Source organism: Streptomyces sp. NPDC015346 (assembly GCF_043078785.1).
GTDB lineage: Bacteria > Actinomycetota > Actinomycetes > Streptomycetales > Streptomycetaceae > Streptomyces.
Window position 1 is genome coordinate 804,498 of the sequence record NZ_JBIBTW010000004.1, and the last position, 19,889, is coordinate 824,386.

General features: G+C 71.1%; 18 protein-coding genes. 16 read left to right on the forward strand and 2 right to left on the reverse strand.

Annotated elements, in window-relative coordinates:
* The first annotated feature begins 134 nt into the window (after nucleotides 1-134).
* The 15 genes from ACF06X_RS18905 to pstB all read left to right on the forward strand — a co-directional run bounded on the left by ACF06X_RS18905 (nucleotide 135) and on the right by pstB (nucleotide 17,593).
* Nucleotides 135-521: a GntR family transcriptional regulator gene (locus tag ACF06X_RS18905; protein ID WP_392288379.1), complete on the forward strand. Its 387-nt coding sequence runs from the start codon at nucleotides 135-137 to the stop codon at nucleotides 519-521.
* Nucleotides 518-1,408, forward strand: coding sequence for an ABC transporter ATP-binding protein (locus ACF06X_RS18910; protein WP_392288380.1), 891 nt, complete (start codon nucleotides 518-520; stop codon nucleotides 1,406-1,408). Before ACF06X_RS18905 ends, ACF06X_RS18910 begins: the two co-directional genes overlap by 4 nt.
* Nucleotides 1,405-2,319 (forward strand): ABC transporter permease, encoded by a 915-nt coding sequence (locus ACF06X_RS18915; RefSeq protein ID WP_392288381.1) that lies wholly within the window; start codon nucleotides 1,405-1,407, stop codon nucleotides 2,317-2,319. Before ACF06X_RS18910 ends, ACF06X_RS18915 begins: the two co-directional genes overlap by 4 nt.
* 532 nt (nucleotides 2,320-2,851) lie before the next feature.
* Nucleotides 2,852-4,915, forward strand: coding sequence for a BTAD domain-containing putative transcriptional regulator (locus ACF06X_RS18920; protein WP_392288382.1), 2,064 nt, complete (start codon nucleotides 2,852-2,854; stop codon nucleotides 4,913-4,915).
* Between the two features lie 202 nt (nucleotides 4,916-5,117).
* On the forward strand, nucleotides 5,118-6,470 hold the full coding sequence (locus tag ACF06X_RS18925) for an iron-containing redox enzyme family protein (protein WP_392288383.1): 1,353 nt from the start codon (nucleotides 5,118-5,120) through the stop codon (nucleotides 6,468-6,470).
* Nucleotides 6,467-6,829 carry a Rieske (2Fe-2S) protein gene (locus tag ACF06X_RS18930; protein WP_392288384.1) on the forward strand — a complete coding sequence of 121 codons (363 nt, stop codon included), beginning with the start codon at nucleotides 6,467-6,469 and terminating at the stop codon, nucleotides 6,827-6,829. Before ACF06X_RS18925 ends, ACF06X_RS18930 begins: the two co-directional genes overlap by 4 nt.
* Nucleotides 6,826-7,929: a 50S ribosomal protein L11 methyltransferase gene (locus ACF06X_RS18935; RefSeq protein WP_392288385.1), complete on the forward strand. Its 1,104-nt coding sequence runs from the start codon at nucleotides 6,826-6,828 to the stop codon at nucleotides 7,927-7,929. The genes ACF06X_RS18930 and ACF06X_RS18935 overlap by 4 nt, the downstream gene beginning before the upstream one ends.
* Nucleotides 7,929-9,260 (forward strand): APC family permease, encoded by a 1,332-nt coding sequence (locus tag ACF06X_RS18940; RefSeq protein ID WP_392288386.1) that lies wholly within the window; start codon nucleotides 7,929-7,931, stop codon nucleotides 9,258-9,260. The genes ACF06X_RS18935 and ACF06X_RS18940 overlap by 1 nt, the downstream gene beginning before the upstream one ends.
* A 270-nt stretch (nucleotides 9,261-9,530) precedes the next feature.
* Nucleotides 9,531-11,801 (forward strand): RNA degradosome polyphosphate kinase, encoded by a 2,271-nt coding sequence (locus ACF06X_RS18945; protein ID WP_392288387.1) that lies wholly within the window; start codon nucleotides 9,531-9,533, stop codon nucleotides 11,799-11,801.
* Nucleotides 11,788-12,858 (forward strand): CHAD domain-containing protein, encoded by a 1,071-nt coding sequence (locus ACF06X_RS18950; protein ID WP_392288388.1) that lies wholly within the window; start codon nucleotides 11,788-11,790, stop codon nucleotides 12,856-12,858. Before ACF06X_RS18945 ends, ACF06X_RS18950 begins: the two co-directional genes overlap by 14 nt.
* The gene (locus ACF06X_RS18955) at nucleotides 12,855-13,274 is read left to right on the forward strand and encodes an NUDIX hydrolase (protein ID WP_392288389.1); all 420 of its coding nucleotides are present in this window, start codon (nucleotides 12,855-12,857) and stop codon (nucleotides 13,272-13,274) included. The genes ACF06X_RS18950 and ACF06X_RS18955 overlap by 4 nt, the downstream gene beginning before the upstream one ends.
* A gap of 212 nt (nucleotides 13,275-13,486) precedes the next feature.
* On the forward strand, nucleotides 13,487-14,620 hold the full coding sequence (gene pstS / locus ACF06X_RS18960; RefSeq protein ID WP_392288390.1) for a phosphate ABC transporter substrate-binding protein PstS: 1,134 nt from the start codon (nucleotides 13,487-13,489) through the stop codon (nucleotides 14,618-14,620).
* A gap of 116 nt (nucleotides 14,621-14,736) precedes the next feature.
* Nucleotides 14,737-15,711 (forward strand): phosphate ABC transporter permease subunit PstC, encoded by a 975-nt coding sequence (pstC, locus tag ACF06X_RS18965; protein WP_392288391.1) that lies wholly within the window; start codon nucleotides 14,737-14,739, stop codon nucleotides 15,709-15,711.
* A complete protein-coding gene (pstA, locus tag ACF06X_RS18970) occupies nucleotides 15,708-16,790 on the forward strand; it encodes a phosphate ABC transporter permease PstA (RefSeq protein WP_392288392.1) in 1,083 nt (360 codons plus the stop codon). Before pstC ends, pstA begins: the two co-directional genes overlap by 4 nt.
* Before the next feature lie 26 nt (nucleotides 16,791-16,816).
* Nucleotides 16,817-17,593 carry a phosphate ABC transporter ATP-binding protein PstB gene (pstB, locus tag ACF06X_RS18975; protein ID WP_355104277.1) on the forward strand — a complete coding sequence of 259 codons (777 nt, stop codon included), beginning with the start codon at nucleotides 16,817-16,819 and terminating at the stop codon, nucleotides 17,591-17,593.
* Between the two features lie 104 nt (nucleotides 17,594-17,697).
* On the opposite strand, the gene ACF06X_RS18980 is transcribed toward pstB, so the two are convergent.
* Nucleotides 17,698-18,696: an anion permease gene (locus tag ACF06X_RS18980; RefSeq protein WP_392288393.1), complete on the reverse strand. Its 999-nt coding sequence runs from the start codon at nucleotides 18,694-18,696 to the stop codon at nucleotides 17,698-17,700.
* 5 nt (nucleotides 18,697-18,701) lie between these two features.
* On the reverse strand, nucleotides 18,702-19,322 hold the full coding sequence (locus tag ACF06X_RS18985) for a DUF47 domain-containing protein (protein ID WP_392288394.1): 621 nt from the start codon (nucleotides 19,320-19,322) through the stop codon (nucleotides 18,702-18,704).
* Nucleotides 19,323-19,516: 194 nt separating this feature from the next.
* On the opposite strand from ACF06X_RS18985, the gene ACF06X_RS18990 reads away from it, so the two are divergent.
* Nucleotides 19,517-19,864 carry a metal-sensitive transcriptional regulator gene (locus ACF06X_RS18990; RefSeq protein WP_392288395.1) on the forward strand — a complete coding sequence of 116 codons (348 nt, stop codon included), beginning with the start codon at nucleotides 19,517-19,519 and terminating at the stop codon, nucleotides 19,862-19,864.
* The last annotated feature ends 25 nt before the right edge of the window (nucleotides 19,865-19,889 follow it).

The window sequence follows — 19,889 nt, forward strand, 5'->3', positions numbered from 1 at the left end:
CGCACCGAGTCGTGAGCCCGGCGGCCCGCACGGACTCGTCCTGAAGACCCCGAGAAGCAGGGGGCGGTTGACACCGCCCCCTCTCTTGCACCACCCTTTCACTACTTGATTAGTGAAAGGGTGGTGGAAGGAACGTGCTCGAATACCGGATCGACCGGCGCAGCGGCGTCGCCACCTACCTCCAGATCGTCCAGCAGACCAAACAGGCTCTGCGCATGGGCGTACTGGAACCCGGCGACAGGCTGCCCACCGCACGTGAGGTCGTGGAGGCCACGGCCATCAACCCGAACACGGTCCTCAAGGCCTACCGAGAGCTCGAACGCGAAGGACTCGTCGAGGCCCGCCGTGGCCTCGGCACCTTCGTCCGCGCGACGCTCGGGGCCGCCCCGGCCGCGTCGCCCCTGCGGGGCGAACTCGCCGACTGGGCCCGCCGGGCCCGGGAGACCGGCCTGACGCGGGACGACGTGGCGGCGCTCTTCACTTCCGTACTGGACGAACACTTCAAGGGGGACGACACGTGAGCGAGACGGCCATCGAGGCACAGGGCCTCGCCAAGCGGTACGGAAGGAGCCGCGGCTGGGCGCTGAAGGACTGCTCCTTCGCGCTCCCCGCCGGCCGCGTCTGCGCGCTCGTCGGCCCCAACGGCGCCGGCAAGTCCACCCTCCTCGCCCTCGCCGCCGGGCTGCTCAGGCCCACCGAGGGCGCGGTCCGCGGCCCGGCCCGCACCGACCTCGCGTACGTGGCCCAGGAGAAGCCGCTCCACCCGCAGCTCACCGTCGCCGACACCCTCGCGATGGGCCGGGAGCTCAACCCCGGGCGGTGGGACGGCGAGATCGCCGGCCGGATCGTGGACACCCTGGACCCCGGCGCCCGCGTCCGTAGCCTCTCCGGCGGCCAGCGCACCCGGGTCGCCCTCGCGCTCGCGCTGGGCAAGCGGCCGGAACTGCTCCTGCTCGACGAGCCGATGGCCGACCTGGACCCGCTCGCCCGGCACGAACTGATGGGGGTTCTGATGGCCGACGCCGCCGAGCGCGGCACCACGGTCGTCGTGTCCTCGCACATCCTCACCGAGCTGGAGGGCGCCTGCGACCACCTGCTCCTCCTCGACGGCGGCCGGATCCGCCTCGACGGCGCCATCGACGACCTCCTCGCCGCGCACACCCTGGTCACCGGCCCGGTCGGTGACCTCGCCCCGCACACGGTCGTCGAATCCCGTACGACGGGCCGCCAGCTCACGGCGCTCGTGCGGAACGAGGGTGGCCCGGTCGAGGGCCCCTGGGACACCGCGTCCCCGTCCCTGGAGGAGCTCCTCCTCGCCCACCTCCGCGCCTCGAAGAGCGCGGACAGAACCATGGACAGGACCGCGGGCAGCGCCGCGGACACGACCCCCGAAGGAGCCTCGGCATGAGCGGCCTCGCGTTGAAGGGCCCGTACTGGGTGACGGTCCGCCAGCACCGGCGGGCGCTGTGGTCGGTGGGGGCGGTCGTCGCCCTGAGCCTGGCGTGTGTCGGAGGCCTGGGGCTGTGGGACGCCGGCATCCCCGGCACCAACCAGGACAACGGCTACACGCTCCTGCGGTGGGGCATGGAGTTCTTCTCCCAGGGCGTGATCTACCTCCCGCTCCTCGCCGGCGTGTTCGTCGCGGGCCCGATGGTCGCCCGCGAGCTGGAATCGGGGACGTACAAGCTGGCCCTGACCCAGTCCATCACCCCCGGCCGCTGGCTCGCCTCGAAGCTGGTGACGGCGGGCACGGTCACGGTCGCCGCCACGCTCGCGCTGATGGCGGTCTACGCACTGGGACTGTCCCGCGTCGCGGGCGACTACCAGTTCACCTGGGACGAGCGGGGTACGTACGAGGCGACCGGCACCGTCCTCGTGGCGTACGGCCTGCTCGCCGTCGCCGTCGGCGCGCTCGTGGGCCAGCTCGTCCGGCGCACCGTGGTGGCCATGGCGGCGACCGGGGTGGTCCTCGGCGTGGTCCAGCTCGTGCTCACCGTGCTCCGCTGGGACTTCCTGCCGGTACGGACGATCACCGGCCCGTACGGCCCGACCCTCCTCATACCGGAGACGGCCATGTACGTGGACTCCGGACTCATCAGCACCACGGGGCAGCGGCTGCCCGGCTGGTACTGCCCCGAGCCGCTCGACGAGGGCGGAATATGCCGGGCCGACGCGGACATCGCCGCCCAGTACATCGACTACCACCCGGCCTCCGTCTTCTGGCCCACCCAGCTCATCGAGACCGGCATCGTCCTCGCCCTCGCCGCGCTCGCCCTTCTGGCCGCCTTCCGCCTGCTGAGCCGCCGCCACCCTTCCTGAGCCCGGCGGACGGTCCGCGCGGACCGAGCACAAGAGCGAATTCTTCGGGCCAAGGGGCAGGATTGAGCCACCCGTCGGGCCCTCCGAGGGGCGGCGGGGCCCGCCCGCCCGGTGCGGAAGGCGAGGGGCCGGAGCGACGCCGTGGGTCCGGCCACCCGGCCGCGATTCCCCAATGTCTTGTTTGATGGCGAGATGCCATAAAGAACGCGCCACCCCTCACGGTGGCGCGTTCACCATTCCGCCGCCCCTTGACGGGATATTCGGCGGCAAAACACCACGGCCGAGTGTGAACTTTCGGCCGGTGCCCCGGCCCGCCTAGCCTGAATGGCGCGTCCGGTGCATGCGCCTCCTGGCATATGCGGCGAACGCGGCACGGGGGAGGGGCTGCGTCACGCAGTCGTGCGGTTTCTGTCGTATGCGAGGTCGCCGGCCGTCCTGGGCATCCCCACGGGCGTCCGGTCCCGCACGCACCACCTCCTGAACCACGGTCAACGTTCCTCTTCGTCGACGTCCGGTCCTGGAGTGATGGCCCATGTCCGACCCGCAGCACCGCCTCGCCCTGCATCTGCTCGGACCGCTCCGCATCTGGCACGACGACCGCGAACTCGCCGTGGGCCCGCCCAAACAGCGCGCCGTCCTCGCGCTCCTCGCCGGCCACCGGGGCACCGTCGTCAGCCGCGAGCAGATCGTGGACGCGCTCTGGGGCGCCGACGCCCCGGCCTCCGCCGCCAACGCCGTGCACACGTACGTCGCCGGACTGCGCCGGATCCTCGAACCGGAGCGCGGCAGCCGGGAGTCCGGCGCCTTCATCGTCTCGCGCGCCGGCGGCTACGAACTGCGCGTGCCCGCCGAGGCCGTGGACTCCCTGACCTTCGTCCGCCGCTACGAGGAGGCGCGGGCCCTGGCGTCGGCCGGCCGGGCCACGGCCGCCTTCGAGCGCTTCGCGTCGGCGCTCGGACTGTGGCGCGGCGAGGCGCTCAGCGGCATCCCGGGACCGTACGCGGCCCTGGAGCGCACCCGGCTGCGCGAGATGCGCGTCTCCGCGACCGAGGGATGGATCGCCGGACTGATCGCCGCCGGCCGCCACGAGGCCGCCGTCGTCGCCTGCTCCGAGGCCATCGCCCAGGAACCGCTGCACGAACGGCTGCGCCACCTGCACATGCTGGCGCTCGCCCGCAGCGGCCGGCAGGCCCACGCGATCCAGGCGTACGACGACGCCAGGAGACACCTGCGCGAGGAGCTGGGCATCGACCCCGGCCCCGAACTGCGCGATCTGCACGAGCGGATCCTCGCGGGCGACATCGCCATCGACACCCCACCGCCCGTCACGCGTCCGGGCACATATCCGGGAACGTATCCGGCGACACCGCCCCTCACGGGGAATCGGAATCCTCTTCCCCGGGTGTCGGAATCACCGCTCTATCAGCTGCCGGCCACGGCCCGCGTCTTCGTCGGCAGGGAATCGGAACTCCAGCTCGCCCGGCGGGGACTCGCCCGGGAGAATTCCCCGCGCGGCAGCACGGCCGCGATCCTCACCGTCGACGGACCGGCCGGAGTCGGCAAGACCGCGTTCGCCCTCGAACTCGCGCATGAATACGCGGACGTGTTCCCCGACGGTCAGCTGTACGTCGACCTGCGCGCGACCGACGACGACGGGCCCCGCTCCCCCGGCGACGCACTCGGCCGGCTCCTCCAGGGTCTCGGCGTCGAGGCGGACCGGCTCCCGCACGACCTCGAAGGACGCATCGCCCTCTACCGCGGCCTGACGCGCGGACGGCGGATGCTGCTCCTCCTCGACGACGCGGACCACGCGGGCCAGCTGCGGCCGCTCGTGCCCTCCGGCCCGTCGGCCGTGATCGTCACCAGCCGCCGGCTCCAGCGCGGACTCGTCGCCCGCGAAGGCGCGCGGCGGATCGGGCTGCGCCCGCTGGACCCGCGGGCCGCCGGCGACCTCTTCGTCTCCCTGGCCGGCCCCGAGCGCTGCGCCGGACAGCGCGACGCGGTGGAGCTGATCGCCGAGTACTGCGGGCGGCTCCCGCTCGGCATCCGGATCGCCGTCGGGGCCATGGCCGCCAACCCGTACCTGTCCCCGCGGGAGCTGGCCGAGCGGTACGCGGACCCGCGCACCCGGCTGGACCAGCTGAGCGTCGAGGACGACGGCGCCTCCAGCGTGCGCCGCGCCCTGGCGGCGAGCTACCTCGCCCTCGGGGACGAGGAGGCGCGCTTCTTCCGCGCGCTGGGCAGCGGCGGGGCGGGGGCCGGCCCAGGGGCCGGGGCCGGGACAGGGGTGATCCGGCCCGCGGCCGCCGCCGCGTTCACCGGCGGCGACGCGGTGACGGCCCGCCGCCGGCTCGAGGCCCTGGCCGACGTCGGCCTGCTGGAGCGCAGCGGATCCGACACGTACCGCTTCAACGAACTCGTCGCCATCTACGCGGCGGAGCGGGCGACGGCGGAGCGCATGACCGCCGACCGCGTGACCGCCGACCGCGTGACGGCGGCCGGCCAGGCCGGTGCCCGCCCGACGCAGCTGCTCACCGCCATCCGGAGCGACGGGTTCCAGGGCTTCTGCCGGCCGGAGGCACTCGCCCGCCGCTGACCGCCGCCGACCGCCGCTCCAGACCACCACACGGCCACCACACGGCCACCACACGGCCACTGAAGAACATGGACCGGACACTCTTCAGTCCTTCTTCAGACCCCCCTGCGCACAATCGCGTGCGTCACACGACCGTCACTGTGCAAAAGCCGCCCACGAGCACCCGCTCGGGCCGGTGAAGTAACGGAGGGGCACGATCACGATGACCACGAGCACCAGCCCGGACAGCTCCCTCGGCAACCTGACCGAGGAGAGCGTCCGGTACAGCCGCTTGTCACCGTTCCGCTCGACCAGCGAACCGTTCATCCCGGACAACCCCTACCACCGCCCCTTGAACCCCGACCGCATCGCCGCGCTCGACTGGAGCCGCCCCCTCGACGAGGAGACCTTCGCCTCCGATCGGAGCCTGCTGGCGAACCGTCTCCTCATGAACGTGTACGAGAGCGACGCGCTGTTCCTGCCCGCCGCCGGACTGCGCGCCTTCGAGGACGACTTCAACGCCTTCTACGACTCCGAGAGCCGACTGGCGGGCGAGCGTATCCGCCCCCAGATGGAGCGATTCGCCTTCGGTTTCCTCGACGACTCCGTCGGCGTCTCGGGCCAGTGGGACGAGGACACCCTCCGCGCCCACCTGCGGCACTCAGTCGACCAGGCCAACAGCCCCGGCGCCCGCCCGGTCTTCGACGCCATCCGCGCCGCGAAGTCGCCCAAGACCGCGGCCGGCACCCAGATCGTCCAGATGGCGCTCGACGGTCTGACCGAGGCCACCGCCATGTCGCAGAACCTCGGCGGCGCCTTCGGCCCCGAGCAGAGCGAACTCTTCAAGATCTTCGTCGACGAGTTCGGCTACGGCGTCTTCCCCGCCAAGCACAGCACCCTCTTCATGGAGCTGTGCTCCAGCGTCGGCATGGCCACGACCTCGCACCACTACTGGTTCTTCTACCTGCCCAGCTCGATCGCGATCAACAACTACTTCTACTGGGCGACCCGCAACCGCACCGGCTTCTTCCGCTACATCGGCGCCATGGCCTTCCTGGAGGCCACCTTCGCCTCCTGGTTCGGCGACCTCACCAAGGTCTTCCGGGACGTGTACGGCGACGCGGTCGACACCCGCTACTGCGACGAGCACGCCCACATCGACCAGCACCACGGCCGGATGGCCATCGACGACCTGCTCATCCCGCTCGCCCGCAAGCACGGCCCCGTCGCCGTCAAGGGCCTGCTGCAGGGCGTCGAGGAGATCCAGCTGCTCGACCGGCTGGCCGGCGCCGACCTGCTCGCCCAGCTCACCTGGGACCCGGCGCTCTCCGACGCCCCCGCCGACGGCCCGGCCGGCACCGTCGTGGAGCTCGACGCCGACAGCGCGTTCGACACCCAGGTCGCCCCGGCCGCCACCCGCCTCCACGTCCTGGGCGGCGAGGCGCTGCTCTACACCTCCGCGACCGGCGACCCCCTGCGCGTGCCGAGCGGCAGGTCCGTCGTCGTACCGGCCGGCCGGCTCTACGGCGTACGGGCCGAGGGCCGCACGCAGCTCGCGACCGGACCGGCCGCGTGAAGGGCCGCAAGGGAGCCCAGGCTCCCGCTCAGCCGCGCGTGCGCGCGGAGTTCAGCCGCTCCCGGCACAACGCGCTCGTGGCCGGCGACGACCTCTACTTCGTCATGGAACGTGACAAGGCCGTCCACGTCATCAGCAGCAGCTGCCCCCACCGGGGCGGCCCGCTCCACCTCGGGGACGTCGAGGGGGACAGGCTGCGCTGCCCCTGGCACGGCGGCATGTTCCCGGTCGGCCGCCTCTGCGACCGCTCGCACCCCTCCGTACGGGTCGGGGACACCGTCACCGTGTACCTGCCCGCCGGAGAGCACGACCCCATCCCCGTCCACACCATGGTCCGAGCAGGAGTCCACGCGGCATGAACCTGACCGCCACGGAAAGCACCCACCTGGACCTCCTCACCCCCCGGGGCCCGGCGGACTCGTCCGACCCCTGCCAGACCCTCCTGGCGCTCGGTGAGGAGGCGATGGCCCAGCGCCAGTACGAACGCGCCTACGACCTGTTCAGCTCCGCGGCCCGGTTCGACGCCGGCTCCCACCGCTTCCGCCGCGAGATCAACCGCGCCGTACGCGCCCTCGTACCGCGCTGGCACTTCGGCATGATGAACGACACCGAACGCAACCAGGCCTATGCCAAGGCGATCGCGCAGGTCGTCGGCGAGGACCGGTTGGTGCTCGACATCGGCACCGGCGCCGGTCTCCTCGCGCTGCTCGCCGCCCGCTCGGGCGCGAGCCGGGTCGTCACCTGCGAAGCGGTCGACGTCGTCGCCGCCACCGCCCGCGAGATCGTCAAGCAGAACGGGTACGCCGACGTCGTCACCGTCGTCTCCAGCCTCTCCACCGACCTCCGCGTCGGGGTCGACCTGCCCCGCCGGGCGGACGTCCTGGTCACCGAGATCTTCGACTGCGCGCTCCTCGGCGAGTTCGTCGTCCCCGCCCTCGCGCACGCCCGCCGGGAACTGCTCACCCCCGACGCCGTCATCCTGCCCCGCTCGGGGCGCCTGTTCGCCCAGTTCGTGGAGAGCCCCGAACTCCACTCGCTCAACCACGTCGGCGAGGTCGACGGCTTCGACTTCAGCCCGTTCTCCTCGCTGACCTCGCTGGAGTACTTCTCCACCACCCTCGGCAACTACCGGCACCGCCCGCTCACCGAACCGGTGGAGATCTTCCGCTTCGACTTCGCCGAGGACATCGAACCGGCCGCGCACCACGTGGAGATCACCCCCCGGGAGAGCGGCCGCGCCCACGCGGTGGTGATGTGGTTCGAGCTCGACCTCGCCGAGGGCGTGACCCTCTCCAACAGCCCTTCGGACACCGGCTCCCACTGGAAACAAGCCATTCAGACCCTTCCCGAGCCCTGGAGGCTGGAGAAGGACTCACCCCTCGGCTTCCGGGCCGCTCATGATGGGCAGCGCGTTCTGGTCGGTCCCGCACACGCGGCCCCACACACCCGGGTGAGGTAATGACAGTCACGAATGAGGGACAGAAGTCCGAGGGTCGGAAGGAGAGTTCGCGCCAGGAGGGTTCGGAGCTCCACAAGACACTGACCGTCCCCAGGGGCGTCGGCGTCGCGACCGGGATGATCATCGGCAGCGGTCTGCTCGTGCTGCCCGGTCTCGCCTACGCCCAGGTCGGCTCCAGCGCCGTCTACGCCTGGCTGGCGGCCGCCGTCGTGGTCCTCCCGCTCCTGATCGTCTTCGCCCGGCTCGGCGCCCGCTACCCGACCGCCGGCGGCGTCCAGGGTTTCGCCCAGGCGGCGTTCGGAGCGCCGGGCTCCACCGCCGCGGCGGTGATCCTCATCGGTGCCTGCGCGTTCGGCGGGGCGGTCATGGCGATCAGCGGCGGCAACTACGTCGCCGCGCTCCTCGGCAACAGCGGTGCGGGTGGCTGGGTGGCCCTCGGCTACCTCGTCGTCATCGGCCTGCTCCAGGCCGCCGGCTCCCGGCTGGCCGGCGGCATCCAGTCGGCGGTCACCATCGGCCTGCTGCTGCTCCTCGCGCTCGTCGCCTTCGCCCCGGCGATGGTCGACTCCGGCTCCCTGCACGGGGAGCTGGCGCCGCCGACGCAGTGGCTCGCCTCGCTGCCGGCCGTGGGCCTGGTGTTCTTCGCGTACACCGGCTGGGAGCTGGTCTCCTCCACCGCCGAGGAGTACCGCAACCCGCGGCGCGACTTCCCGCTCGTCATCGGCATCACGTTCGTCATCGTCGTCGCGCTCTACCTCGGCATATCCCTGGCCGTGCAGCTCGTCGTCGCCCCGGACGACCCGCTGCTCTCCGAGGCGCCGGTGGTCGCCGTCCTCCAGCAGGTCCTCGGCGACGCCAGCGGCCGGGTCGCGGCGGCCCTCGGCGCCGCGATCATCTTCGCGACGCTCATGGGCGGCACCTGGGCGACCTCCCGGATCGTCTTCGCGACCGCCCGGGACGGCCTGCTGCCGGCGACCCTGGCCAAGGTCGACGCCCGCTCGGGCGCGCCCCGGCCGGCCGTGCTGCTCTCGGTGCTCATGTTCGGCGGCGTCGTCCTCGTCCACGCGCTGGGCCTGATCAGCCTGACGCGGGTGGTCGAGCTGTCGACGGTGAACTTCGTGCTGGGGTACGCGATCTCGGTGCTCAGCTACGCCAAGCTCTACACCCGCCCCGGGCAGCGGCTGCTCGCGCTGGTGGCCGGTCTTCCCGTCCTCGCCATGCTCGTCGGCTTCGGCTGGGTCCTGCTCTACCCGGCCGGCCTGCTCGCCTTCGCGTTCGTCGTGCACCGGACGAAGCGACGGTCGCCGGCGGCGCGGGAGTCGGCCGTCTGACGGACCACGGGAACGGGGAAGGGCCGGGCGGTCGCCCGGCCCTTCCCCGTTCCCGTCCCGCGCCGCTCGCCCCGGTTCCACCGCACACCATCGCCCACGGTCGCCCGTACGACACGTCACCGTTACCGGCCATTCAGACGCGCTTGCGACGCTCACGCAATGAAGCCCGCCGTGCACGCGCCCCACAAGGCGCTCCCCAAAGGGAGACTTCCCTCCACCACGGCCCGCTCCGACGCGCCCGACCACCCCTTCGCGCGGAAGAATGGGGCCATGAGCCAGCAGCCCGCCGAGGTCCCGGTCCAGTCCTCCGCCACGCCGTCCGCCCCCGAGTCCGCGCAGAACGGCTCGAACGGCCAGCCCACCGTCGGTTCCATAGCCGCACACCGCCCCCACACGGTCTCCTCCGGCCCGGTCTCGGACCTGGAGCCCGACCTCGACGCCGATCTGGACGCGTACGAGGACGACGGCACCGCCGGCGAGCTTCCCCAAGGCCGCTTCCTCGACCGGGAGCGCAGCTGGCTCGCGTTCAACGAGCGCGTGCTCGAACTGGCCGAGGACCCCGCCACTCCCCTGCTGGAGCGAGCGAACTTCCTCGCCATCTTCGCGTCGAACCTCGACGAGTTCTTCATGGTCCGCGTCGCCGGCCTCAAGCGCCGCATCGCCACGGGTGTCGCCACCCGCTCCGCCTCCGGTCTCCAGCCGCGCGAGGTGCTCGACCTGATCTGGACCCGCTCGCGCGAGCTCATGGCCCGGCACGCCGCCTGCTTCCAGCAGGACGTGGCCCCGGCCCTCGCGGACGAGGGCGTCCACCTCATCCGCTGGCCCGAGCTCACGGAGAAGGAGCAGGCGCGGCTCTTCACCCTGTTCCGGCAGCAGATCTTCCCGGTCCTCACCCCGCTCGCCGTCGACCCCGCGCACCCCTTCCCGTACATCTCGGGACTCTCGCTGAACCTCGCCGTGGTCGTACGCAACCCGGTCAGCGGCCACCGGCACTTCGCCCGCGTCAAGGTGCCGCCGCTCCTCACCCGCTTCCTGGAGGCTTCCCCGCAGCGTTACGTCCCCCTGGAGGACGTCATCGCGGCGCACCTGGAGGAGCTCTTCCCCGGCATGGAGGTGCTGGCCCACCACATGTTCCGGGTGACCCGGAACGAGGACCTGGAGGTCGAGGAGGACGACACGGAGAACCTGCTCCAGGCGCTGGAGAAGGAGCTGCTCCGGCGCCGCTTCGGACCGCCGGTCCGCCTGGAGGTCGAGGAGTCCATCGACCCGTACGTCCTCGATCTGCTCGTCCGCGAGCTGAAGGTCTCCGACGCCGAGGTCTACCCGCTGCCCGGCCCGCTCGACCTGACCGGACTCTTCGGCATCGCGTCCCTGGACCGGCCAGAGCTGAAGTACCCCAAGTTCGTCGCCGGCACCCACCGCGACCTGGCCGAGGTCGAGTCGGCCTCCGCGCCCGACATCTTCATGGCGCTGCGCGAGCGGGACGTGCTGCTGCACCACCCGTACGACTCCTTCTCCACCTCCGTCCAGGCCTTCCTGGAGCAGGCGGCGGCCGACCCGGACGTCCTCGCCATCAAGCAGACGCTGTACCGGACCTCCGGCAAGTCCCCCATAGTCGACGCGCTCATCGACGCCGCCGAGAGCGGCAAGCAGGTCCTCGTCCTCGTCGAGATCAAGGCCCGCTTCGACGAGCAGGCCAACATCAAGTGGGCCCGCAAGCTGGAGGAGGCCGGCTGCCACGTCGTCTACGGCCTCGTCGGCCTCAAGACGCACTGCAAGCTGTCGCTCGTGGTCCGGCAGGAGGGCGACGTGCTGCGCCGTTACTCGCACGTCGGCACCGGCAACTACCACCCCAAGACCGCCCGGCTCTACGAGGACCTCGGCCTGCTCACCGCCGACCCGCAGGTCGGCGCCGACCTCTCCGACCTGTTCAACCGGCTCTCCGGCTACTCCCGCCGCGAGACCTACCGGCGGCTGCTCACCGCCCCGAAGTCCCTGCGGGACGGTTTGGTCTCCCGGATCCACAAGGAGATCGCCCACCACCGGGCCGGCCGGCCCGCCTACGTCCGGATCAAGGTCAACTCGCTGGTCGACGAGGCCGTCATCGACGCCTGCTACCGGGCCGCGCAGGCGGGCGTCCCGGTGGACATCTGGGTCCGCGGCATCTGCGCCGTGCGCCCCGGCGTCACCGGCCTGTCCGAGAACATCCGGGTCCGCTCGATCCTCGGCCGCTTCCTGGAGCACTCCCGGGTCTTCGCCTTCGGCAACGGCGGCGAGCCGGAGGTCTGGCTGGGCAGCGCCGACATGATGCACCGGAACCTGGACCGGCGCATAGAGGCGCTGGTGCGGGTCTCCGACCCGGCCCACCGGGCGGCCCTGACCCGGCTCCTGGAGACCGGAATGTCCGACACCACCTCCTCCTGGCACCTTGGCCCGGACGGGAACTGGACGCGCCACGCGACCGATCCCGAAGGCCAGCCGCTGCGGCACGTCCAGGAGATGCTCATCGACGCGCGGAGGCGCCGGCGTGCACAACCCTGACCACGACCTCCCCACGGAAGCCTCCGCGGACCTCACGGCGAGAGTCCCGGCCGGATCCCCCGGATCCCCCAGATCATTCACCGGGGAATCCGGGAGAGGGGTCACCGCGGGCGAGGTCCTCACCCCCTACCTGCAGGCCCGGGCCGGCGACTTCCTGCGCGGCCTGCGCCTGCACGCCGAGAGCGGCGCGGACACCGCCGGCGCGGAGGAGGCGGCCCGCTCCCTGCGCGCGGCCGCCCGCCGCATCGGCGGGACCCTGCACACCTTCCGGCCCCTCCTGGACGCCGCCTGGGCCGACCAGCTGCGCACGGAGCTGGCCTGGCTGTCCGGGACCCTGGCCCTGGAGCACGCCTGCACCTCGCGGCTCGTCCGCCTGGTGGACGCGCTGTCCCGCCTGTCGAGCGGCAGCGGCCCGGTGCCGGCCCCCCGGGGCGCGGGCGGCGCCGGCCTCACCGTCGGCGCCGCCCGGGCCGGCGCCCTCCTCGAACGCCAGCTCACCCTGGCCCGTACCCGAGCCCACTCGGCGGCGCTCCAGGCCCTCGGCTCCTCCCGCTTCCACGCGGTCGCCGACGCCGTCGCCCTCCTCGCCTCCGAGGTCCCGCTCGGCCCGGCCGGGGCGGCCCCGGCCGTCGAGGTCCTCGACGCGCCCGCCGAGGCCGTCGAGCGCCGGCTCCTGGACGCGGTGGCCGGCCTGCCCCTGGCCCGCGCGGCCCACCCGTACAACGCCGAGGCCCTCGGCCTCGCCGCCGGCGAGGCCCAGGACGCGCCCTGGCACCAGACCCGGCTCCTGCTGCGCCTGCACCGTTACGCCTCCGAGGTCCTGCACACCCGTACCACCCCCGACCCCGTCCTCTACGAGGCGGGGCGCGCCCTGGACCGCCACCGCGACGCCGCGGAGGCGGCCACCGCCGCGGCCACGGCGGCCCGCACCCCGCGGATCGCCCCGGCCACCGCCTACGCCCTCGGCGTCCTCCACGCGGACCAGCGCCATGAGGTCGAGGCGGCCCGCTTCGCCTTCCAGCACGCCTGGCGCAGAGCGACGGCGGCCGTCCCATGACACCGCAGGAGCCGGTACGGGCGGCCGGCTGCGTCCTGTGGCGCCGGGCGCCCGGCGGCGGCGGCGAGGGCATCGAGATCGCCCTCGTACACCGGCCGAAGTACGACGACTGGTCCCTGCCCAAGGGCAAGCTGAAACGGGACGAGACGCCGCGGGCGTGCGCCGTGCGCGAGGTCAGGGAGGAAACCGGCCAGAACTGCCTCCTCGGGCCCCGTCTGCCGACGGTCCGCTACGTGGCGAACGGCCGCCCGAAGGAGGTCACGTACTGGGCGGCCGAGGCCCTGGGCGGCACGTTCACCCCCACCGGCGAGGTCGACCGCCTCCTCTGGCTCCCGCCGGCGGCGGCCCGTACCCGCCTGACCCAGCCCAGGGACCGTGACCTCCTCGACGCCCTGCTGTCGACGACCCGCCACTGACGGCGACCGCCCGCGGACCCCGCACCCGGCCTTCCGGCACGGTTCACCTGCCGTTCACTCTCCCCGGCAGACCGCTTCACCTGATCTGCCTAATTTCGGCCGTACAAGGTGCACAAGCACAGCGACGCACGCATAACCCCGACACGCGCCGCCGTAGAACGTTCAGGACACCAAGGTCCGCGGCAGGCGGCTTCTGGAAGGAACACCCGAAAGTGAAGCTTTCGCGCAAGAACGGGCTTCGCGCCACCGCGCTCGGCGCCCTCGCCGTCTCCGGCGCCCTGGTCCTCACGGCGTGTGGTTCGGACGACAACACCGCTGCCCCGAACGGCGACAAGACCTCCGCCGCCGCGTCGAACATCAAGTGCGACGGTGCCAAGGGCCAGCTGCTCGCCGCCGGCTCCAGCGCGCAGAAGAACGCCATGGACCTGTGGGTCAAGAACTTCCAGGCCGCCTGTGAGGGTGTCGAGGTCAACTACCAGGCCATCGGCTCCGGCGGCGGCATCACCAAGTTCAACCAGGGCCAGGTCGCCTTCGCCGGCTCCGACTCCGCCCTGAAGGAGGAAGAGGTCGCCGAGTCGCAGAAGATCTGCAAGGGCGGCAAGGGCATCAACCTGCCGATGGTCGGCGGCCCCATCGCCATCGGCTACAAGCTGGACGGCGTGGACAACCTGGTCCTGGACGCCTCCACCATCGCCAAGATCTTCGACACGAAGATCACCAAGTGGAACGACCCGGCGATCGCCAAGCTCAACCCGGGCGCCAAGCTGCCGGACTCCACGATCCAGGCCTTCCACCGCTCCGACGAGTCGGGCACCACCCAGAACCTGGGCAAGTACCTCTCCACCGCCGCCCCGGCCGACTGGAAGCACGACCCGAAGGCGAAGTCGTGGCCCGCCCCCGGCGGCCAGGCCGCCAACGGCTCCTCCGGTGTCGCCACCGCGGTGAAGGACGCCGAGGGCTCCATCGGCTACTTCGAGCTCTCCTACGCGACCGCCAACAAGATCTCCACGGTCAAGGTCAACACCGGTGCCGCCGCCCCGGTCGACGCCACCACGGAGAACGCCTCCAAGGCCATCGCCGCCGCCAAGGTCAAGGGCACCGGCAGCGACCTGGCCCTCTCCCTCGACTACGCCACCAAGGCCGAGGGCGCCTACCCGCTCATCCTCGTGACGTACGAGATCGCCTGCGACAAGGGCAACAAGGCGGAGACCCTGCCGACCCTGAAGGCGTTCCTGAACTACACCGTCAGCGAGGAGGGCCAGAAGGTCCTCGCCGACGCCGGCTACGCCCCGCTCCCGGCCGAGATCGCGACCAAGGTCCGCGAGATCGTCCCCACCCTGTCCTGACCCCCGGCCGGAGCCGGTCCGTCACTCACCCGAACCCGACGGACCGGCACCGGCATCCGGTGCACCGCCGCCAGGGGCCCGTACCTCCGTACCCGCCCCGCAGACCGGAGAGACCGATGGTGACAACGACACCACCCATACGCAACAGCCGGCGCGCCAACGGCGCGTCCCGCCCCGGCGACAAGGTCTTCGTCGGCCTGTCCCGCGGCTCCGGCATCACCCTGCTGGTGATCATGGCCGCCATCGCGGTCTTCCTCACCTACCGCGCCGTCCTCGCGATCTCCCAGGACTCCACGAACTTCCTCACCACCTCCGAGTGGAACCCGGCCGGCCAGCCCCCGGTCTTCGGCATCGCGGTCCTCGCCTTCGGCACGGTCGTCTCGTCGATCATCGCCATGGTCATCGCCGTGCCGGTCGCGATCGGCATCGCGCTGTTCATCTCGCACTACGCCCCGCGCAAGCTGGCCAAGCCGCTCGCGTACGTCGTCGACCTGCTCGCCGCCGTCCCCAGCATCATCTACGGCCTGTGGGGCGCGATCTTCCTGGTCCCGTACCTGGCCGGCCTGAACCAGTGGCTCGACGACTACATGGGCTGGACGTACATCTTCGACAAGTCCAGCGACGGCGTCGCCCGGTCCTTGTTCACCGTGGGCATCCTGCTGGCGATCATGATCCTGCCGATCATCACCAACGTGACCCGCGAGGTCTTCCTCCAGGTCCCGAAGATGCACGAAGAGGCCGCGCTCGCCCTCGGCGCCACGCGCTGGGAGGTCATCCGGATGTCGGTCCTCCCCTTCGGCCGCTCGGGCATCATCTCCGCCTCGATGCTGGGCCTCGGCCGAGCGCTCGGCGAGACCATGGCCGTCGCCGTCGTCCTCTCCCCCAGCTTCGTCATCTCGGGCCGCCTCCTCGACCCGGGCGGCGGCACCTTCGCCCAGAACATCGCGGCGAAGTTCAACGAGGCCAACGAGTTCGGCCGTGACGCGCTGATCGCCTCCGGCCTCGTCCTCTTCGCCATCACCCTGCTGGTCAACGGCGCGGCCCGCTGGATCATCGCCCGCCGCAAGGAGTACTCGGGGGCCGCGGCATGAGCCAGAACACCATCCAGGACCGTCCGCCGGTGACGACCACCGCCGTGAAGCACGACCCGCTGCGGCACGCCCGGCTCCCCCGCTGGACGCCGTTCGCCAGCGCCGCCGGCTCGATCGCCGCTGCCGTCGGCCTCGGACTCGCCGCCGGCTGGCACAGCCGCGTCCAGTGGGGCATGATCGCCGCCCTGTTCTTCGTCCTCGCCACCTACGCGATCACCACCAAGGTGGAGGGCTCCCGGCAGGCCAAGGACCGGGTCGCGACCAGCCTCGTCTGGGTCTGCTTCATCCTGGCCGTCGTCCCGCTGCTCTCCCTCGCCTGGGTCACGATCAGCAAGGGCCTCGAGGTCCTCGACCCGTACTTCCTCACCCACTCGATGAACGGCGTCCTCGACGCCGAGGCCGGCGGCGGCGTCTACCACGCGCTGCTCGGCACCATCGAGCAGGTCGGCATCGCCACCCTGATCGCCGCGCCGATCGGCCTGCTGACCGCGGTCTACCTGGTCGAGTACGGCGGCGGGAAGCTCTCCCAGGCCGTCACCTTCTTCGTCGACGTCATGACGGGCATCCCCTCGATCGTCGCGGGCCTGTTCATCCTCGCCACCTGGAATCTGATGCTGGGCTTCGGGCCCTCCGGATTCGCCGGCGCGATGGCCCTCGCCATCCTGATGATGCCGGTCGTGGTCCGCTCCACCGAGGAGATGCTCAAGCTCGTCCCCAACGAGCTGCGCGAGGCCTCCCTGGCCCTCGGCATCCCGAAGTGGCGCACGATCCTGAAGGTGGTCCTGCCCACCGCGATCGGCGGCATCACCACGGGCGTCATGCTCGCGGTCGCCCGCATCACCGGTGAGACGGCCCCCGTGCTGCTCCTCGTGTTCGGTACGAAGCTCATCAACCCGAACCCCTTCGAAGGCGCCCAGTCCTCGCTGCCGCTGTACGTGTACGAGCAGTACGCGGTCGGCACCGACGCCGCCGTGGCCCGCGCCTGGGCCGCCGCGCTCGTCCTGATCGCCTTCGTCATGATCCTCAACCTGGTGGCCCGCGGCATCGCCCGCTGGAAGGCCCCCAAGACCGGCCGCTGAGCGGTCACCTCTGGAAGTGAATTGATATGGCCAAGCGAATCGACGTCAGCGGCCTCTCCGCGTACTACGGCGCCCACAAGGCGATCGACGACATCTCCATGACGGTCGAGCCCCGCTCGGTGACGGCCTTCATCGGCCCCTCCGGCTGCGGCAAGTCCACCTTCCTGCGCACCCTGAACCGGATGCACGAGGTCACCCCCGGTGGCCGCGTCGAGGGCAAGGTGATGCTGGACGACGAGAACCTGTACGGCTCCCACGTCGACCCGGTCGCCGTGCGCCGTACGGTCGGCATGGTCTTCCAGCGCCCGAACCCCTTCCCGACCATGTCGATCTTCGACAACGTCGCGGCGGGCCTCCGGCTGAACGGCCGCTACAAGAAGTCCGAGCTCAACGACATCGTCGAGCGCTCCCTCAAGGGAGCGAACCTCTGGAACGAGGTCAAGGACCGCCTGAACAAGCCGGGCTCCGGCCTCTCCGGTGGTCAGCAGCAGCGCCTGTGCATCGCCCGCGCGATCGCGGTCGAGCCGGACGTCCTGCTCATGGACGAGCCCTGCTCGGCCCTCGACCCGATCTCGACGCTGGCGATCGAGGACCTGATCGGCGAGCTGAAGGAGCGCTTCACGATCGTCATCGTGACGCACAACATGCAGCAGGCGGCCCGCGTCTCGGACCGTACGGCCTTCTTCAACCTGGCGGCCGTGGGCCAGCCGGGCAAGCTGATCGAACTGGACGACACCGAGCGCATCTTCTCCAACCCGAGCGTCCAGGCGACCGAGGACTACATCTCCGGCCGCTTCGGATAACCCCGAGACCGTTGTGCGGTGCTGCATGGCGGTGCCACCGCATGACGAAGGGCCCGGCCCCCCTACAGGGGAGCCGGGCCCGTATGCGTTCCGGGTGCCCGCGGCTAGCCGAAGAAGAGCTTCACCACGTAGTAGCTCACCGCCGCCACCAGCGCGGCGGCCGGCATCGTGATGAACCACCCCAGAATGATGTTCTTCGCGACGCCCCACCGCACCGCGTTCACCCGCTTCGTCGCGCCGACACCCATGATCGCCGAGGTGATCACGTGCGTCGTCGAGATCGGCGCGTGGAACATGAACGAGGCCGTGTACATCACGGACGCCGCCGTCGTCTCCGCCGCGAACCCCTGCGGCGGGTCCAGCTCGATGATCCGACGGCCCAGGGTTCGCATGATGCGCCAGCCACCGGCGTACGTACCGAGCGACAGCATCACCGCACAGGCGATCTTGACCCAGACCGGGATCGTGTCACCGGCCTGCTCGACGTCGGCGATGACCAGGGCCATCACCACGATGCCCATCGTCTTCTGGGCGTCCTGGAGACCGTGACCGAGGGCCATACCCGCCGCCGACACCGTCTGGGCGATGCGGAAGCCGCGCTTGGCCTTGTGCGGGTTGGACCTGCGGAAGATCCACAGGATCACGCACATGACCAGATAGCCGAGGAGCAGACCGACGACCGGCGAGATGAACATCGGGATGACGATCTTCTCGACGACCCCGGACCAGATGACGTCGATCCCGCCGGCCAGCGCCGCGCCCACCATGCCGCCGAACAGAGCGTGCGAGGAGGACGAGGGCAGACCGAAGTACCAGGTGACCAGGTTCCACACGATCGCGCCGACCAGCGCGGCGAAGAGAATGCCCATTCCCTTGCTGCCCGACGGCGTCTCGATCAGGCCCTTGCTGACCGTCTTGGCGACCCCGCTGCCGAGGAACGCTCCGGCGAGGTTCATCACGGCCGCCATCGCCAGCGCCGCCCGCGGCGTCAGCGCCCGGGTCGACACGGAGGTGGCGATGGCGTTGGCCGAGTCGTGGAAGCCGTTCGTATACGTGAAGCCGAGCGCGACACCGATGGTCACGATCAGGGCGAAGGTGTCCACGAAGCTCAGGACTCCTTGACCGCGATGGTCTCCACCGTGTTCGCCACGTGCTCGAAGGCGTCGGCCGCCTCTTCCAGCACATCGACGATCTGCTTGAGCTTGAGCACCTCGATGGCGTCGTACTTGCCGTTGAAGAGGTGGGCGAGCAGCTTGCGGTGGATCTGGTCGGCCTGGTTCTCGAGCCGGTTGACCTCGATCCAGTACTCGGTGAGGTTGTCCATCGTCCGCAGGTGCGGCATCGCCTCGGCGGTCAGCTCGGCGGCGCGGGCCAGCACCTCGATCTGCTGCTCGACACCCTTGGGGAGCTCTTCGACGTTGTAGAGGACGACCAGGTCGACGGCCTCCTCCATGAAGTCCATGATGTCGTCGAGGGAGGACGCGAGCTTGTAGATGTCCTCGCGGTCGAAGGGCGTGATGAAAGAGGAGTTCAGCTGGTGGAAGATCGCGTGGGTCGCGTCGTCACCGGCGTGTTCCGCTGCCCGCATCCGCTCCGCGATCTCGGCCCGGGCGGACATGTCCGCTCCGAGCAGTTCCATGAGGAGCTTCGAGCCCGTGACGATGTTGTCCGCGGACGCGGCGAACATGTCGTAGAAGCTCGTCTCCCTGGGGGTCAGACGAAATCGCACGTGGGGTCCTCGGGGTGCTGGGTTTCGGTCAGGCTGATGCTAGGCGCATCATCCGGCCACGGCTAACCGGCGTCCCCTCAGTGTCGCCCATCAGGCACAGTGGCATGCACGGGCCCCCGGCCGGGATCGGCGGGGATCGGTACCATATACCCACGAGGGGTATACAACCCCTTTCTGGACAGCGGGAGGACGCGATGACGACCACCGAGGCGGCCGAGGTCACCCCCGACACCGTCGAGCCGGCCGACCACGACCACGGCGTGCACGGCTACCACAAGCAGAAGGACGAGCACCTCAAGCGGCTCCGGCGCATCGAGGGCCAGATCCGCGGCCTGCAGCGGATGGTCGACGAGGACACGTACTGCATCGACATACTCACTCAGGTCTCCGCGTCCACGAAGGCCCTGCAGTCGTTCGCGCTCCAGCTCCTGGAGGAGCACCTGCGGCACTGCGTCGCCGACGCGGCGACGAAGGGCGGCGACGAGATCGACGCGAAGGTCGAGGAGGCCACGAAGGCCATCGCGCGGATGATGCGCACCTGAGCGTGACGCGTGCGCCTCTCGCCTC

Bases quoted from the DNA above. Each gene is read 5' to 3' on its own strand.
- ACF06X_RS18920 (WP_392288382.1), top strand. From the start codon at position 2,852: ATGTCCGACCCGCAGCACCGCCTCGCCCTGCATCTGCTCGGACCGCTC.
- ACF06X_RS18925 (WP_392288383.1), top strand. From the start codon at position 5,118: ATGACCACGAGCACCAGCCCGGACAGCTCCCTCGGCAACCTGACCGAG.
- ACF06X_RS18990 (WP_392288395.1), top strand. From the start codon at position 19,517: ATGACGACCACCGAGGCGGCCGAGGTCACCCCCGACACCGTCGAGCCG.
- pstC (WP_392288391.1), top strand. From the start codon at position 14,737: ATGGTGACAACGACACCACCCATACGCAACAGCCGGCGCGCCAACGGC.
- pstA (WP_392288392.1), top strand. From the start codon at position 15,708: ATGAGCCAGAACACCATCCAGGACCGTCCGCCGGTGACGACCACCGCC.
- ACF06X_RS18915 (WP_392288381.1), top strand. From the start codon at position 1,405: ATGAGCGGCCTCGCGTTGAAGGGCCCGTACTGGGTGACGGTCCGCCAG.
- ACF06X_RS18955 (WP_392288389.1), top strand. From the start codon at position 12,855: ATGACACCGCAGGAGCCGGTACGGGCGGCCGGCTGCGTCCTGTGGCGC.
- ACF06X_RS18940 (WP_392288386.1), top strand. From the start codon at position 7,929: ATGACAGTCACGAATGAGGGACAGAAGTCCGAGGGTCGGAAGGAGAGT.
- ACF06X_RS18945 (WP_392288387.1), top strand. From the start codon at position 9,531: ATGAGCCAGCAGCCCGCCGAGGTCCCGGTCCAGTCCTCCGCCACGCCG.
- pstB (WP_355104277.1), top strand. From the start codon at position 16,817: ATGGCCAAGCGAATCGACGTCAGCGGCCTCTCCGCGTACTACGGCGCC.
- ACF06X_RS18935 (WP_392288385.1), top strand. From the start codon at position 6,826: ATGAACCTGACCGCCACGGAAAGCACCCACCTGGACCTCCTCACCCCC.